Source organism: Corynebacterium tuberculostearicum (assembly GCF_046097465.1).
In the GTDB taxonomy this organism is placed as follows: Bacteria; Actinomycetota; Actinomycetes; order Mycobacteriales; family Mycobacteriaceae; genus Corynebacterium; species Corynebacterium tuberculostearicum_I.
In genome coordinates, this window is the sequence record NZ_CP175799.1 from 2,438,182 (window position 1) to 2,453,606 (window position 15,425).

At 59.6% G+C, this 15,425-nt stretch carries 12 protein-coding genes, 1 tRNA gene and 1 pseudogene; 8 read left to right on the plus strand and 6 right to left on the minus strand.

Going from position 1 to position 15,425, the window contains the following annotated elements; all coding sequences use genetic code 11:
- Positions 1–52 precede the first annotated feature (52 nt).
- Complete coding sequence (locus tag ACKFRX_RS11430) at positions 53–1,795, plus strand: ABC transporter ATP-binding protein (RefSeq protein ID WP_408927900.1); 1,743 nt, start codon at positions 53–55, stop codon at positions 1,793–1,795.
- The gene (locus tag ACKFRX_RS11435) at positions 1,795–3,732 is read left to right on the plus strand and encodes an ABC transporter ATP-binding protein (protein ID WP_408927901.1); all 1,938 of its coding nucleotides are present in this window, start codon (positions 1,795–1,797) and stop codon (positions 3,730–3,732) included. Before ACKFRX_RS11430 ends, ACKFRX_RS11435 begins: the two co-directional genes overlap by 1 nt.
- 18 nt (positions 3,733–3,750) lie before the next feature.
- Here ACKFRX_RS11435 and ACKFRX_RS11440 read toward each other — a convergent pair whose 3' ends face one another.
- Genes ACKFRX_RS11440 through ACKFRX_RS11450 form a run of 3 tightly spaced genes read right to left on the minus strand, consistent with a single transcriptional unit; the run spans position 3,751 to position 5,376 of the window.
- Complete coding sequence (locus tag ACKFRX_RS11440; protein WP_408927902.1) at positions 3,751–4,344, minus strand: hypothetical protein; 594 nt, start codon at positions 4,342–4,344, stop codon at positions 3,751–3,753.
- A complete protein-coding gene (locus ACKFRX_RS11445) occupies positions 4,341–4,808 on the minus strand; it encodes a DUF6114 domain-containing protein (RefSeq protein ID WP_200435591.1) in 468 nt (155 codons plus the stop codon). Before ACKFRX_RS11445 ends, ACKFRX_RS11440 begins: the two co-directional genes overlap by 4 nt.
- Positions 4,798–5,376 (minus strand): DUF6230 family protein, encoded by a 579-nt coding sequence (locus tag ACKFRX_RS11450; protein ID WP_005325466.1) that lies wholly within the window; start codon positions 5,374–5,376, stop codon positions 4,798–4,800. The genes ACKFRX_RS11445 and ACKFRX_RS11450 overlap by 11 nt, the downstream gene beginning before the upstream one ends.
- A 244-nt stretch (positions 5,377–5,620) precedes the next feature.
- On the opposite strand from ACKFRX_RS11450, the gene ACKFRX_RS11455 reads away from it, so the two are divergent.
- The 5 genes and pseudogenes from ACKFRX_RS11455 (at position 5,621) to ACKFRX_RS11475 (ending at position 12,959) form a co-directional block, all read left to right on the plus strand.
- Positions 5,621–8,359 carry a (Fe-S)-binding protein gene (locus tag ACKFRX_RS11455; RefSeq protein ID WP_408927903.1) on the plus strand — a complete coding sequence of 913 codons (2,739 nt, stop codon included), beginning with the start codon at positions 5,621–5,623 and terminating at the stop codon, positions 8,357–8,359.
- A gap of 34 nt (positions 8,360–8,393) precedes the next feature.
- Positions 8,394–9,667 (plus strand): annotated as a pseudogene (locus tag ACKFRX_RS11460) (cation:proton antiporter).
- 96 nt (positions 9,668–9,763) lie between these two features.
- A complete protein-coding gene (locus ACKFRX_RS11465) occupies positions 9,764–10,366 on the plus strand; it encodes a DUF1707 domain-containing protein (protein ID WP_394372003.1) in 603 nt (200 codons plus the stop codon).
- A 55-nt stretch (positions 10,367–10,421) separates the two neighbouring features.
- The gene (locus tag ACKFRX_RS11470; protein WP_408921800.1) at positions 10,422–11,651 is read left to right on the plus strand and encodes a pyridoxal phosphate-dependent aminotransferase; all 1,230 of its coding nucleotides are present in this window, start codon (positions 10,422–10,424) and stop codon (positions 11,649–11,651) included.
- A 144-nt stretch (positions 11,652–11,795) separates the two neighbouring features.
- Entirely contained in the window at positions 11,796–12,959 is a 1,164-nt protein-coding gene (locus ACKFRX_RS11475; protein WP_408927904.1) for a YibE/F family protein, read from the plus strand.
- A 71-nt stretch (positions 12,960–13,030) separates the two neighbouring features.
- On the opposite strand, the gene ACKFRX_RS11480 is transcribed toward ACKFRX_RS11475, so the two are convergent.
- Together ACKFRX_RS11480 and dcd are read right to left on the minus strand one after the other, a co-directional pair.
- Positions 13,031–14,353 (minus strand): UDP-glucose/GDP-mannose dehydrogenase family protein, encoded by a 1,323-nt coding sequence (locus tag ACKFRX_RS11480; RefSeq protein ID WP_250410454.1) that lies wholly within the window; start codon positions 14,351–14,353, stop codon positions 13,031–13,033.
- A gap of 42 nt (positions 14,354–14,395) precedes the next feature.
- Entirely contained in the window at positions 14,396–14,959 is a 564-nt protein-coding gene (gene dcd, locus ACKFRX_RS11485) for a dCTP deaminase (protein WP_005329405.1), read from the minus strand.
- 65 nt (positions 14,960–15,024) lie between these two features.
- Here dcd and ACKFRX_RS11490 point away from each other — a divergent pair.
- Positions 15,025–15,098 (plus strand) — tRNA-Gly (locus tag ACKFRX_RS11490).
- 21 nt (positions 15,099–15,119) lie between these two features.
- Here ACKFRX_RS11490 and ACKFRX_RS11495 read toward each other — a convergent pair.
- The gene (locus ACKFRX_RS11495; RefSeq protein WP_408927905.1) at positions 15,120–15,419 is read right to left on the minus strand and encodes a hypothetical protein; all 300 of its coding nucleotides are present in this window, start codon (positions 15,417–15,419) and stop codon (positions 15,120–15,122) included.
- Positions 15,420–15,425: the final 6 nt, after the last annotated feature.

A 15,425-nucleotide genomic window follows, 5' to 3' on the forward strand; every position in this document is an offset into this window, starting at 1 on the left:
GGTATAAACTTGCACGGCTACCCAGCCACGGCAAGGAAAGGGGCGCGAGTCCATGGACCTGGTTCGCATTCTCGTTACACGGTCGGCGCCATATACGCCGTATTTCATCGCGGTACTTGTCCTGCAGGCCTTATCTACGGCCGCCACGCTGTACCTTCCATCGCTTAACGCCAAGATCATCGATGAAGGTGTATCTCAGGGCGATGTGGACTTCATCTGGCGCACCGGCGGCATCATGCTGGCCGTCGCGTTTGCCCAAGTCATCACCGCCATTGGCGCGGTGTGGTGCGGCAGCCGCACCGCCATGGGTGTCGGCCGAGATCTACGCGGCGAGGTCTTCCGCCACGTTAATTCCCTCTCCACTGAGGACATGAGCCGCTTTGGCACGCCTACGCTCATTACCCGCGGCACCAATGATGTCCAGCAGGTGCAGATGGTCTACATGATGATGCTGAACTTCATGGTGACCGCACCCATCATGTCCATCGGCGGCATCATTATGGCCGTGCGCGAAGACGCAGGCTTGTCCTGGCTGGTGTGGGTGTCCGTAGCGGTACTGCTCGGCACCATCTCCGTTATCATTTCCCGCCTCATGCCGCTCTTCCGCTCCATGCAGGACAAGCTGGATTCCATCAATGGCACCCTGCGCGAGCAGATCACCGGCATCCGCGTGGTGCGTGCCTTCGTGCGCGAGGCCTATGAGTCCGAGCGCTTTACCGAGGACAATAAAAACATCACCCGCCTGTCCTTGAACATCGGCCGGCTATTCGTGGTGATGTTCCCGCTCATTACGGTGATCCTCAACGTGGCCACCGGCGCGGTCCTGTGGTTCGGCGGCCACCGCGTAGATGAGGGCTTGGTCAACGTCGGCTCGCTCACCGCATTCCTGCAGTACCTGCTGCAGATTCTGGCGGCGGTCATGATGGGTACCTTCATGGCGATGATGCTGCCGCGCGCCATCATCTGTGCCCGCCGCATCACCGAGGTGCTCCAGCACGAGCCCTCCATTACCCCACCCAGCTCCACCACCTCTCCGGAGGCCTGCGCGGGCACGGTGGAATTTCGCAACGTGGGCTTTTCTTATGCCGGTGCGGATGCGCCGGTGCTAGAAGACATTTCCTTTACCGCTAAGCCCGGCACCACCACCGCCATCATCGGCTCCACGGGCTCGGGCAAGACCACCCTGGTTTCCCTCATCCCACGCCTGTACGTGCCGACGGAGGGCCAGGTGCTTATCGACGCCACCCCTACCACCTCCCTGGCCCGCCAGGACATCGTCCAGCGCGTCTCCCTCGTCCCGCAGAAGGCTTACCTATTTAGCGGCACTGTGGCCTCCAACCTGCGCTTGGGCCGCCCCGAAGCCACCGATGACGAGCTCTGGGAGGCGCTGCGCGTGGCTCAGGCGGACTTCGTAGAAGACTTGGACATGCCCATCGCACAGGGCGGCACCAACGTCTCCGGTGGCCAGCGCCAGCGCCTGTCCATTGCGCGCATGCTTGTTGCCCGCCCGCTGGTCTATCTCTTCGATGATTCCTTCTCCGCGCTGGACGTGGCCACCGATGCCGAGGTGCGCGCCGCAATGCGCGCCTCCTTTGCCGAGCGCGAGCAGCCGGTGACCAGCATTATCGTCGCCCAGCGCGTGGCATCCATTCGAGATGCCGACCAAATCCTGGTGCTGGACGCCGGCCGCATCGTTGACCGTGGCACGCACGAGGAGCTCCTTGGCCGCTGCGCGGTCTACCAAGAAATCGTTGATTCCCAAGAAACCGCCGGCGTTGCAGGAGGCGAAAACTAATGGCTGAAAACACCACCTCTACCGCCGAGTCCACGGATGCCGGTTTTGATTCGATGGACGGCTCCGCACCCCGCCAGGCCAAGAATTTCTGGCCCTCCACCAAACGCCTTTTCTCCCTGCTTGCTCCCTTCAAGCGCCACCTGTGGGCCGTCGCAGCGATGAATATCGTCTGCATCTTCTTGGCCGTGGTAGCCCCGAAGATCATGGGCAAGGCCATGGACGTCATCTTTGCCGGCGTCATTTCGCGCAACCTGCCCTCTAATATTTCCGCCGAGCAAGCCATTGCGGGCCTGCGCGCTGAGGGCCAGGAGCGCTTTGCGGATATGGCCTCCGCGATGGACTTCGTCCCCGGTGAAGGCATCGATTTTAACCATCTGGGCACGCTCATTATCACCGTGATCGCGATGTACATCGTCTCCTCTGGCTTCCAGTGGTGGCAGGGAGCCATCCTCAACAAGTTAAGCATGGATATCGTGTTTGACCTGCGCGAGCGCGTAGAGGCGAAGATTAATGCGCTGCCTCTCAACTACTTTGATTCCCAGCAGCGCGGCGATATCCTTTCGCGCACCACCAATGACATCGACAACGTACAGCAGGCCCTGCAGCAGGCGCTATCGCAGCTGTTTTATGACGCGTTGCTGGTCATTGGCATCACCATCATGATGTTCAGCGTCTCCTGGCAGCTCGCTCTGGTGGCTCTACTGTCCCTGCCGCTTACCGGTCTAGTTATCGGCGTCATCGGTAACCGCTCGCAGCGCCAATTCAAAACCCAGTGGCGCTCCACCGGTCAACTCAACGGCCAGGTAGAAGAATCCTTCTCCGGCCACGATCTAGCCATCGTCTTCGGCCGTACTGAGGCCATGACGGAGGAATTCGACAAGCGCAATGAGGAGCTCTACCGCTCCGCAGCTAAGGCTCAGTTCCTCTCCGGCATCATGATGCCCATCATGCAGTTCCTGTCCTACCTGTCCTACGTCGCCATCGCGGTACTGGGCGGCCTGCGCGTGGCCAATGGCCACATGACTCTGGGTGCTGCCACTGCATTTATCCAGTACTCCCGCGAGTTCAACCAGCCGCTCGGCCAGCTCGGCGGCATGATGCAGCAGGTGCAGTCCGGCGTGGCCTCGGCCGAGCGCGTCTTTGAGCTTCTCGACGCCGAAGAGCAAGCCCCTGACACCACCGACGAGGACCTTCCCGGCCGCGCCCAAGGGCTTGTGGCGTTCCAAGACGTTGACTTCTCTTACGCAAAGGATAAGGAGCTCATCACCGGCCTCAACCTGCAAGTGGAGCCTGGCCAGACCGCGGCCATTGTCGGCCCCACCGGTGCCGGCAAGACCACCCTGGTCAACCTGCTCATGCGCTTCTATGAGCTCGATGGCGGTCAGATTCTCATTGATGGGCACGATATCGCCCGCATGCCGCGCCAGACGCTGCGTTCTCAGGTGGGCATGGTGCTCCAGGACGCCGTGCTCTTTAAGGGCTCGATCATGGAAAACATCCGCTACGGCCGCTTGGACGCGACGGACGAAGAGGTCATCGCTGCGGCAAAGGCAACCTATGTAGACCGCTTCGTTCACGCGCTGCCCGATGGCTACGACACCATCATCGACCAAGACGGCGGCGCAATCTCCACCGGCGAGCGCCAGCTCATCACCATCGCCCGCGCGTTCTTGGCCCAGCCCGCGTTGCTCATCCTTGATGAGGCCACCTCTTCGGTCGATACCCGTACCGAGGTCCTCGTCCAAGAGGCGATGAACGCGCTGCGCGCCGACCGCACCTCCTTCGTCATTGCCCACCGCTTGTCCACCATTCGCGAGGCTGACCTCATTCTCGTCATGGAAAACGGCACCATCGTGGAACAGGGTTCGCATGACGATCTCCTTGCGGCACAAGGCGCATACTGGCGTCTACACCAGTCCCAGTTCGCTCAAGGGTAGACCTTCCCCGGCGGCGAGCTACTCCAGCCCTACCGTCACGGTCGGCGCGTTGAAGTGGGCGCCCTTGAGGTTCACCAGCTCAAGGGTGACATCGCGCAGCTCAATGTGGTCCATGATTACGTCGGGCACCTCCGCATCGGGGACGGGGTGCGGCTCTGGAACACCGAGCTTGTCCAACACGGCATTGATATCGTCGCGGCTTAAATCGATATTCGCCCGGGGTGCAGAAACCTTACCCACCGCCGGGGTGGCTGTGAGCTCGGTAGCCATAATGGTCACCGGTCCGCCGCGTACCTCGGTGGTATCCCCTCCCGTGGTCAGCATGCCAACGCCGTAGCGGCCAGGCAGCGTGATGCCAAGGTTGTCGATGTCGAGGTTCTCGCCCTTCAGCTCTAGAACCCGCACATCACCGCTGGCGGTGGGGAAAGTACCCAAAGAAACGGTGACATTCTTCGTCAGCGTCACCTTATCCGCGAAGACGGTACTGAAGTACGGAGCCGCCGGGGCATCTTGCGCATTAACCCGTTCGGAACCGCTCACACCGCCAACCGCCAGCGCGCAGGTCATTACGGCCAAGCAGCTACGCGCCGCCCGCGGCGTCGCCCTCGTCATTGCTCTGCTGCTTCCTTGGTGCGGCGCTTTTGCTCCCCCGGCTGCCACGCAAAGGTAAAGGCCCCGCCAATGATGCCGAGCAGGGAGCCGATGACGAAGCCGCCCAAATTGGACGTCGGCAAGGCGATAATGGCCACGATGATGCCTAGCACACCGACATAAGTCGAGGTTGCCGGCTGGAACCACGCACCAAGGCCGAACATGGCCAACAAGACGCCGATAAGCAGCGTAGAGACGCCAGAGATGGTGGAAATCATCACCAAAAGGTCAGAGATCCGAATGGTGATATAGGCCGGCGCGGCAATGATGATGCCGGACAAAATAAGCAATAGCCCGGGAAGGAAGGGCCGACCACTGCGCCAGCGGCGGAAGCGCTGCCACAGGCTGGGCTTAGATTCCTCCTCGCCCGTTGCCTCCGCCGCCGGGAGGGTCTGTGTTTCTTCCGTGCTGGACTCAGCAGCCATTATCGGACCCCCTCCTCACCGTCACTCCCACATTCTTGGCAGAAAGGCGCTGCGCGCCCACGGAGGTGGCCTTCACATCATCAGCCTTGAGGGAAACCTGCTTGGAATAAAGGCCCCACGCGCCAGGATCCGCGGTATCGCTGAGCTGATTCGCATCGATGCCCACGTTGACATCCTGCATGACCAAGGAACCGTCCACGTCGGTCGCACCGACCAGCAGGCTATCGGATTCCACACTGCCCTCGCCCTCGGCCTTCAAAGCTAGGGTGGCCTCCCCACCAACGCCGGGCACCTTGGGAACCGTCACGGAAAGGCAGAGATCAGAGACCTTCGCATGCTCCAGTTTGATACGCGCGACGGGAAGGTGCTCTTCGGCCTTTTGATCATCATCAACAAAAAGCGAAAAGCCCTCTCCATCCAAGTGCCCCATGGTGATTTTAAAGAAGCTACCGGAAAGGGCCAGGTTCGCGGTCAAGCCGCCCTGCGCCACGGCGAATCCAGTAACCCCAAAGGCAGCAAGGCCTGCGGTCAAGGCCACCGCGGCCTTGGTGATATTGGTTTTGCCCATGGCGGTTTACCCTTTCTGCGGCAGTCTCGGTCTTCTTCTTGCCCGGCCACATTACGGACGCCGACACTGTATTATTCCGCCGCCGTGCACAGCACGTTTAGCAGAATATGGCGGCCGAGTTTCTCATCTTGACAGTGTACAGCCCACCCCGCCGTGATACCGCACTGAATGCAGACTCTCTGATTTCCACCCCTAGGCTTTAAGGTAGATAACAACGTGGAGCATCAGTATTAAAGGAGCACGCATGACCACCGTGTTCGGTTGGATCGCTATAGCCGCATCGATTCCGGTGTGGCTGTACTTTTTCACCCGCGTATGGGCCCTCTTTAAGTTCATCCGCTCCGGCGGACCCACCCAGCTCAAGCGCACCGATAGCCTAGGCAAGCGTTTATGGCGCGTTATTGCGGAAGTCTTTGGTCATTCCCACTTCAAGGGCAAACCTCTGGTCAATGCCGCCCACTGGCTGGTGATGGTGGGATTCCTTTTCGGCATCCTGGTGTGGTTCGAGGCCTATATCCAAACCTTCGCGCCGAATAAGGGCTGGCCGTGGCTCAGCCACTGGCCGGTCTACCACTTCGTTGAGGAAGTCTTGGGCATCGCGACGGTCCTAGGCATCGGCTTCCTCATCGGCGTGCGTCTCAAGCTTGGCGATACCGATCGCGGCAGCCGCTTCTTCAACTCCCAGACCGCCTCGGCGCGCTGGGTAGAGTTCATTGTCTTTTCTGAGGGACTCGGCATGATCCTGGTGAAATCCACCAAGATCGCCACCTACGGCGGCGGCTCCGCCTGGGCGGATTTCTTGAGCATCCACTTGGCCAAGCTCTTCCCCGAATCCCCGGCGTTGGTGAGCTTTTTCGCCCTGTTCAAGCTGCTATCCGGCATGCTGTTTATCGTCTTCATCTCCCGCAATTTCCAGTGGGGCGTGATGTGGCACCGCTTCACCAGCTTTTTCAATATTTTCTTCCAGCGCAACGCCACCGGTGAAAAGGCATTGCAAGAACTGCCCACTCCAGACTTGGAAGAAGACATCACCCCGGGTAGTTGGAAGATGTTGCTGGATTCCACCTCCTGTACTGAGTGTGGCCGCTGCCAAGAACTATGCCCGGCGTGGAATACCGAAAAGCCGCTGAGCCCCAAAAAGGTCATGATGGACCTGCGCCAGGGCGCACTGGATAACTACAACCCGCATGAGGGCCTAGATGTACTGTCCATGGCCGGCGTTATCGATGATGACGTGCTGTGGTCTTGTACCAACTGCGGTGCCTGCGTGGATCAGTGCCCAACCGATATTGAGCACATCGACCACATCGCGGACCTGCGCCGCTTCAAGGTGCTTGCGGAATCGGACTTCCCTTCCGAGCTCACCGGCCTGTTTAAGAATATGGAAAACAAGGGCAATCCGTGGGGCCGGAATAACTCTGAGCGCCGCGCCTGGATCGATGAGGCACGGGCCGATGGCATCGACGTCCCCATCATCGGTGAAGACGAGGCCGATTTCTCCGATATGGAATACCTGCTCTGGGTGGGCTGTGCTGGCGCTTATGATGACGATGGCCGCCGCACCACCCGCGCCGTTGTAGACCTGCTGCACACCGCTGGTGTGAAGTTTGGCGTGCTCTCCACGGGTGAGACCTGTACGGGTGACCCTGCCCGCCGCGCTGGCAACGAGTTCCTTTTCCAGATGATGGCGCAGCAAAACGTAGAGACCCTCAACAACGCCTTCGACGGCGTCCCGGAGGGCCAGCGCAAGATCATCACCACCTGCCCGCACTGCTTTAACACCATCCGCAATGAGTACCCGGACTTTGACGGGCACTTCGACGTCTTCCACCACACCCAGCTGCTCAACCGCCTGGTCCGCGAGGGCTTGCTCAAGCCGGTGCCGCGCACACCGGAGAATCGCAAGCCCATTACCTACCACGATCCTTGCTTCCTCGGCCGCCACAATAAGGTCTTCGATCCTCCGCGCGAGCTACTCGAGGCCACCGGCGTGGAGCTGCGTGAGATGGACAAAAGCCGCGACGAGGCCTTCTGCTGTGGCGCCGGCGGCGCCCGCATGTTCATGGAGGAAAAGCTCGGCACCCGCATCAATGACTTCCGCACCGAGCAGGCCCTAGAGACCGGCGCCGAGGAAATCGCTACTGGCTGCCCCTTCTGCAATGTCATGATGACCGGCGGCGTGAAGTCCTTGGCGCAGGATTCCACCCCCACCACCAAGGTCAATGACGTGGCGGTAATGCTGCGCAATTCCATCTCCCTCGACGAGTCCGGAACCCTCCCTGAGCCCCACCCCAAGGCGTTCCTGGCCACCCCTGTGCGCCACAAAAAGTCCGCGGGTACCAACGAAGCCCCGCTTGCCGACGCCCCCACTTCCACCACCCACACCCCGGCCGCGTCGGCACCAGCACCAGCCCCCTCCGCTCCTGCAGCGCCGGCTACACCGCAGACTCCCGCAGCACCGAGTGCACCCACCCCGCCAAGTGCTCCGGCAGCGCCAGCGCCCAAGGCACCAGCCGCGCCACAAGCTCCCCAAGCACCGGCGGCACCAGCTGCTCCCGCAGCACCGAGCGCACCCACCCCACCTAGTGCTCCAGCAGCACCTGCACCCAAGGCACCAGCAGCTCCAACACCGCCAAGCGCACCCACAACGCCTGCGGCCCCGGCGGCACCAGCCGCGCCGACCCCGCCAAGTGCTCCAGCAGCTCCTGCACCAAAGGCACCAGCAGCTCCTGCTGCGCCGAGCGCACCAGCTGCACCACAAGCTCCGGCGGCTCCAACCGCTCCCGCGGCACCGAGCGCTCCTACCCCTCCAAGTGCTCCGGCAGCACCAACGCCGCCGGCAGCCCCGAAACCTCCACAGGCTCCTGCTGCGCCCACGCCGCCAAAGGCTGAGCCGCCAGCCGCACCAACCCCGCCAGCACCTCCGGCGGCTCCGGCACCACCGGCGTCGGAAAGCGTGCCAAAGCCACCTGAATCTGAGTAGGCGCGCAGGGGCATTGGTGCGTACGCTGTAGTCCATGCATTTTAATGCGGGACTCCCCACCGATGCCCTGCTGCTGGCGGCAGGCGCGACCGAAAATACAAATTCCCTCGTCTCTTTCGCCTGGATTATGGCCGCGGCTCTACTCGCGCCGCTGGTCTCTTATATGTTGGGCTACCGCCTGCCGTCGGTGGCCCTTTTGCTGATTTTCGGCATGATTATTGGCCCTTCCGTCCTCGACCTCGCGGCCGAGGATGAAGGCATCGAAATGCTCAAGGAGCTCGGCGTGGGCGCGCTGTTCCTCCTCGCGGGCTTTGAGATTCAAATCTCTACCCTAAAACCAAAGAAGCCGGGACGGCACTATCTACCTGGATCATCTGTGCCCTCGCCTGTGGCGTGGGCGCCTACTTCTTGGTGGATAACGTGCCCGGTGCCATCGTCGTTGCCTTGGCGCTGACATCAACGGCGCTGGGCACGCTCACGCCGATGCTGAAACAGGACCGCATTCTGGGCACCAAAGTGGGCAACTCCGTGATGATTCACGGTGCTATTGGCGAGGTCGCCCCCATTACCGCCATGGCGCTGTTGCTGGGTACTCGTTCCACGCTGACGACGATGATCATTTTGTTATTCTTCATCATCATCGCCGTTGCCGTCGCCGTCATGCCAGCGGCCATCGCCTCGGCCATCCCTTGGGTGAAGACCGCCTTTATCTCCGGTGCGGGCTCCACCAACCAGACGATCTTGCGTCTTATCATCCTGATTCTGGCCATCCTCATGGCGGTTACGGCAGTCTTTGAACTCGATATCGTGCTCGGCGCCTTTGCCGCTGGCATTATTTTGAACCGCATCATCCCGGATGAATTCCACCGCCGCCTAGAGCACCGGCTCGATGTGGTGTTTTATTCGATGCTTATTCCAGTCTTCTTTGTGGTCTCTGGCATGAGCATCAGCTGGGATACCATCGCTCATAATCCGTGGAAGGTACTGGGCATTCCAGCTCTCATCTTGGTGACGCGTGGCCTGCCCGTCTTCTTGCGTGAAAATGTTGGGCATACTGGATCTGATATTGAAACCTTCCGCGAGCGCCTCCAAGTAAGTTTGTATTCCGCCACCGGTCTGCCAATCATCGTGGCGGTAACGTCCCTGGCGGTCAATTCCGGAATCATGGAGGCCGAGAATGCCTCGATCTTCGTCTCCGGTGGAGCGCTTACCGTCGCCATCTTCCCCTTCTTGGCCAGCCTGGTGGGCGGAAACCAGCAAGAAAAGAAGGACGAGAAGACCCCTGACGCTGAATCCAAGGACCTATAGGCTGCGTTCGCTGAGAGCACGTCCCTGGAAGGGAAGAATTTTCCTAAACTGGAAAACGTGAGTAATAACTTTGGTTCTTCCCCCATCAATCGGACTTTGCGCCTGTCCGATTCCGAGCGCAACGATGCCATCAATGACCTCGCCCGCGCCGTGGGTGAAGGCCGGTTAACCATGGAGGAGTTCGAGGACCGCTCGGACGACGTCATGCGCGCCAGCACCCACCAAGACCTCGTGCCCGTCTTCCAAGACATTCCGGCGCGTGGTTCCCACGAGGTCAAGATTTATTCCCGGGGAGACGTCACCCGTGCGCATAATGCAGGCAAGAAACCGAAGTTTGCGACTGCCCTTTCCGGCTCTGTGGTGCTTGCAGTAGCAAGCCCCACGCTGATCTTCTTGAGCGCTACCATGAGCAACCCATGGCTACTGTTAGGTGGCGTCACGGCAGCCGCCCTCATTCCAATTTTGTGGATCATGCTCTACATCGCCAAGGTAGGCCCCTCCTCGTGGCATGCACCATCCGCACGCCAGATTGAGCGGCAGCAGCTGCGTGAGATTCGCGCTCTCACGGCGCATGAGCGCGCGCAGCAAAAAATGATCGAAGAAAAGATGTGGGCCGAGCGCCGTATGCAAGCTGGCGAAATTACCGGCCAAGCCATGGATCTGGCCAAGCGGAAGTTCAGCGAGTGGAATAAAAAATAGTCATCGCCGGTGTTGAAGCATTTTGTGTCGCTGTGAATCGTGGCACAATAATTCCATGACTTCTCCGAAACACCGCATCTTTGACCAGTCCGACAAACTCAAGGGCGTCGCGTATGACATCCGCGGCGAGGTCTCTGCGGAAGCGGAACGCATGGAGCTCGATGGGCACACCATCTTAAAACTCAACACCGGTAACCCAGCCGTCTTCGGATTCGAGGCTCCCGATGTCATCATGCGCGATATGATCGCTGCCCTGCCTACTTCCCAGGGCTATTCCACCTCCAAGGGAATCATTCCTGCTCGTCGATCCATCGTTACCCGCTACGAGCTAGAAGATTTCCCACCCTTTGATATCAACGATGTCTTCTTGGGCAATGGCGTCTCCGAACTCATCAGCATGACCACCCAGGCGCTGCTTAATAATGGCGATGAGGTTCTCATCCCAGCGCCGGATTATCCGCTGTGGACCGCAGCTACTTCCTTGGCAGGCGGCACCCCAGTGCACTACCTATGCGATGAGGACGATGATTGGAATCCATCCATCGAGGACATCGAAGCCAAAATTACGGATAAGACCAAGGCTATTGTTGTCATCAACCCGAATAACCCAACGGGTGCGGTCTACTCCCGCGAAGTTTTGCAGAAGATCGTCAATATCGCCCGCGAGCATAACCTGCTCATCTTGGCCGATGAGATCTATGACCGCATTCTTTACGACGGCGCGCAGCACATCTCCATCGCTTCGCTGGCCCCAGACCTGCTCACCATCACATTTAATGGCTTGTCCAAGGCCTACCGCGTGTGTGGCTACCGCGCCGGCTGGATGGTGCTCACCGGCCCTAAGCACCACGCCCGTGGCTTCATCGAGGGACTGGAGCTTCTGGCCGGAACGCGCCTGTGCCCGAACGTACCGGCGCAGCACGCTATCCAAGTGGCGCTAGGCGGCCGACAGTCCATCTACGAGCTCACCGGTACCGGCGGGCGTCTTTTGCGCCAGCGCAATATCGCCTATGAAAAGCTCAACGAGATTCCCGGCGTTTCCGCGGTAAAGCCTATGGGCTCGCTCTACCTCTTCCCGCGCTTGGATCCGAATGTGTATGAAATCCATGATGATGCCAAACTCATGCTGGATATTTTGAAGGCGGAAAAGATCCTCATGGTGCAGGGAACTGGCTTCAACTGGCCGAACCCGGATCACTTCCGCGTGGTGACGCTGCCGTGGGCATCCCAAATCGAAAACGCCATTGAGCGCCTAGGTAACTTCCTAGTGAGCTACAAGCAGTAGTTTCCCACCAGTTGCTAACGATAGTGATAATCCATAACAATATGGTGCATGGGAAGACATTCTGCGGGACCTAAATCTCAGCCGACCCCTAGTTCATGGCGTCGGCTCTCTGCTTCGATAACTCAGCATCCATGGCGATTAACTTTGCTCGGTGTGCTCGTCACAGCGCTTATTGCCACCATTGCGGGCATGGCATTGCTGTGGCCTCAGAGTCCAGCTTCCGAGCACACCTCCACTGAGTTTCAGCAAACCTATGCCCTCAACCACCCACAGGTGGAGGGCACGGTCGATACGACAGACCACTCGGCTTGCCAATCGGAACTTACTGGGCAGGCCTTCGATACGCCGCCACTTATTCCTGGGACTGAGGAAGTGCAGTGCGACCGTGCCCTAGTCAACATCACCTCCGGCGAGGACGAAGGACGCATGACCCAATTGGTCACCTACGGCAATGCCGGCGATCCGCAGCTTAAACCGGGCGACAACATTGTTCTTTCCAAGGCTAATGACCCTTCCGGTGCTGTGTCCTATGCTTTCGCTGATTATCAGCGCACCGGAAACCTAGCTCTGTGGGCAGTTATCGTGGCCGTCGTCATTATCGCTTTTGCGGCCTGGCATGGCGTGCGCGCCCTTATCGGTTTGGCGCTCAGCCTCGGCGTGATCTTTGCGTTCCTCGTCCCCGCTCTTATCGACGCCCATAACCCCCTCTGGTCCGCCCTTGTCGCCTGTTCCGCCATCATCCTGTTCGCCGTTCCTCTTGTCCACGGCCTGAATTGGAAATCGGCATCGGCGGTGGGCGGCTCCCTTATCGCTCTCATTCTTGCAGCAGCGTTAGCGTGGGCCGCTATCGATAGTTCACAGCTACAAGGCTACAGTTCCGAGGACAACCTGAAGCTACTTCTTTATATGCCCAACGTGTCCATCGTGGGCGTGCTCTTATGCGGTTTTGTGGTCGGTGCCTTGGGCAGCCTTGCCGACGCCGCCGTGGCCCAAGCATCCACCATTACCGAACTCCACGGAGCGGACCCTGATGCCCGCCCTGCACAGCTTTTCCTCTCCGCAATGAAGGTGGGCCGCGACCATATTGCCTCAATGGTTTATACGCTAATTCTGACCTATACCGGTGCGACCTTGCCACTGCTCATGCTGATCACCGCAGCGGAGCGCCCCGCAGGCCAGATTTTAAGCAGCGATCTCGTCGCAACGGAGCTGCTGCGTTCCGGAGTAGGTGCGATGGCATTGACCCTCGCGGTTCCCATCACCACAGCCATTGCAGCTTTCACAGTGCCACAGCGCGCACAAGCTTAGGGCCCTTATGCAGAAGGCTGAGCAGCGCAATAATCACGCTGCTCAGCCTTTGTATCTCAGATGTAGCGGACCTAGAGGGTGCGCCCCAAGGCATCGACCTTCCAGCCCGCCTGTTGCCAGTCTGCGACAGGCAGCACATTGCGGCCATCGATAATGTGCTTATTGTCCACGAGCTGGCCCGCTTGCTGCGGATCCAATTCCTTGAACTGCTTCCACTCGGTTGCCAGAATAACTAGCTCAGCCTCACGCAGGGCATCGTCAGTGTCCGCGGCGTAATCCAAGGTGGGGAATACCTTCTTCGCGTTGTCCATGCCTTCTGGGTCATAGACGGTTACTGCCGCGCCAGCCAGCGACAGGGAACCGGCAACGGCAAGGGCAGGCGAATCGCGCACGTCATCGGAATTCGGCTTAAACGCACAGCCCAATACGGTCACGCGGTGGCCAAGCAGGGAGCCATTGAAGGCTTCCTTGGCAAGGTCCACCACGCGGTCACGGCGGCGCATATTGATAGCATCCACCTCACGCAGGAAGGTCAGCGCCTGGTCGGCGCCAAGCTCGCCAGCACGGGCCATGAAGGCGCGGATGTCCTTGGGCAGGCAACCGCCACCAAAGCCGAGGCCAGCGCCCAGGAACTTGCGGCCGATGCGTTCGTCGAGCCCAATGGCGTCGGCAAGAGCGGTAACGTCCGCGCCTGCAATCTCGCAGATCTCAGAAACGGCGTTGATAAAGGAAATCTTGGTGGCCAGGAACGCATTAGCGGAGACCTTGACCAGCTCGGCGGTCTGCCAATCCGTCACGATGAATGGGGTGTCCTGCGATAGCGGCTGAGCATAAACCTCGCGCGCTACCTCTTCGGCACGGCTTTCGCCCTCGCGCACACCGAGAACAATGCGGTCTGGGGTGATGGTGTCCTTGACAGCGTAGCCCTCACGCAGGAACTCTGGGTTCCACGCGATTTCCACGGTGGTGCCTTCTGGGGCAAGCTCATTGGCTAGCTCTTGGAGCTCCGCAGCCGTTCCCACCGGAACGGTGGACTTACCAAAGATGATGTGATCACCCTTGAGCTTGGGCACCAGATCCGTGATGACGGCCTTCACGTAGGTCATATCCGCCGCGTAGGAACCGCGACGCTGTGGAGTACCTACGCCCAAAAAGTGCAGGTTGCCGAACGCGGCTGCTTCTTCATAGTCCGTGCTGAAGTCAAGGCGGCCGGCCTCGATATTGCGCTCGAGAACCTCCGGCAGACCCGGTTCATAGAACGGAACCTTGCCCGATTTAAGAGCGGAAATTTTATTGTCATCTACGTCCACGCCTAATACTTCATGGCCGAGCTCGGCCATGCAGGCAGCATGGGTTGCACCCAAATATCCGGTGCCGATTACAGTCATACGCATAAGTCCCCATAGTAGAGGCTCTATGTGAATGCCGGTTTAAGCCTATCGAAAATTCAGGTAAGACTTCGATGGCGTCGGGCCGCGCTGGCCCTGGTACTTCGAGCCCAGTGAACCGGTGCCATATGGGCTTTCCGCTGGTGAAGTCATCTTAAAGATAGCCAGCTGACCCACCTTCATGCCCGGCCACAAGGCAATGGGCAGGTTGGCGGTATTAGAAAGCTCGAGCGTGATGTGGCCGGAAAAACCTGGGTCAATAAAGCCCGCGGTGGAGTGGGTCAACAGTCCCAGGCGGCCGAGGGAAGACTTGCCCTCCAAGCGACCCGCCAAGTCTGCCGGCAAGGTGAATTTTTCCAGCGTGGCGCCCAGCACGAACTCGCCTGGGTGCAGGATGAAGGACTGATCTTCTTCTACCTCCACCAAGGTGGTGAGATCCGGCATTTCCTCTTTGGGGTCAATATGCGTGTACCGCGAGTTATTGAAGACCCGGAAATACTTATCTAGGCGCACGTCTACGGACGAGGGCTGGATAAGTTCGCTGTCGAAGGGCTCGATGCCCAATTCTTCGGCGTCAATGGCGGCACGGATATCACGATCTGAAAGAAGCACGGCCCCAATTCTACTCATGCCGAAGGCCGCGGTGTATAGTAGGCCGGAGCGCACAAGTGCGCAGTGCCGACGTAGTTTAATGGTAGAACTGCAGCTTCCCAAGCTGCTAGCGCGGGTTCGATTCCCGTCGTCGGCTCCAATTTTCGGGGGACAATACGTGCTAGTCTGTGGCGCTTAGCCACTGGGCGAGTTCCTTTTGCGCCTGCTCTACCCCGCCTGGATAGTGCGCCTCTAGTTCTGCGGCGGCCGGCTTCAAGAATCTCTCCACAAGCTCGGCCATATCACGCTGAGGAACGGCGCCGCGAATTTCATCCAGCGGGGCACGGAACGTCACTCCAAGGTCAGTCCGGAGCTGATAGGCGCGCCAGTCTTCGCTGTAGATGCGAAGTTCTGCACCGCGCAGGTTGGATTCAATGACCACGTTGCCGAATATGAGCGTGGTAAGGGTTCGCTCTTTCATGGCGCC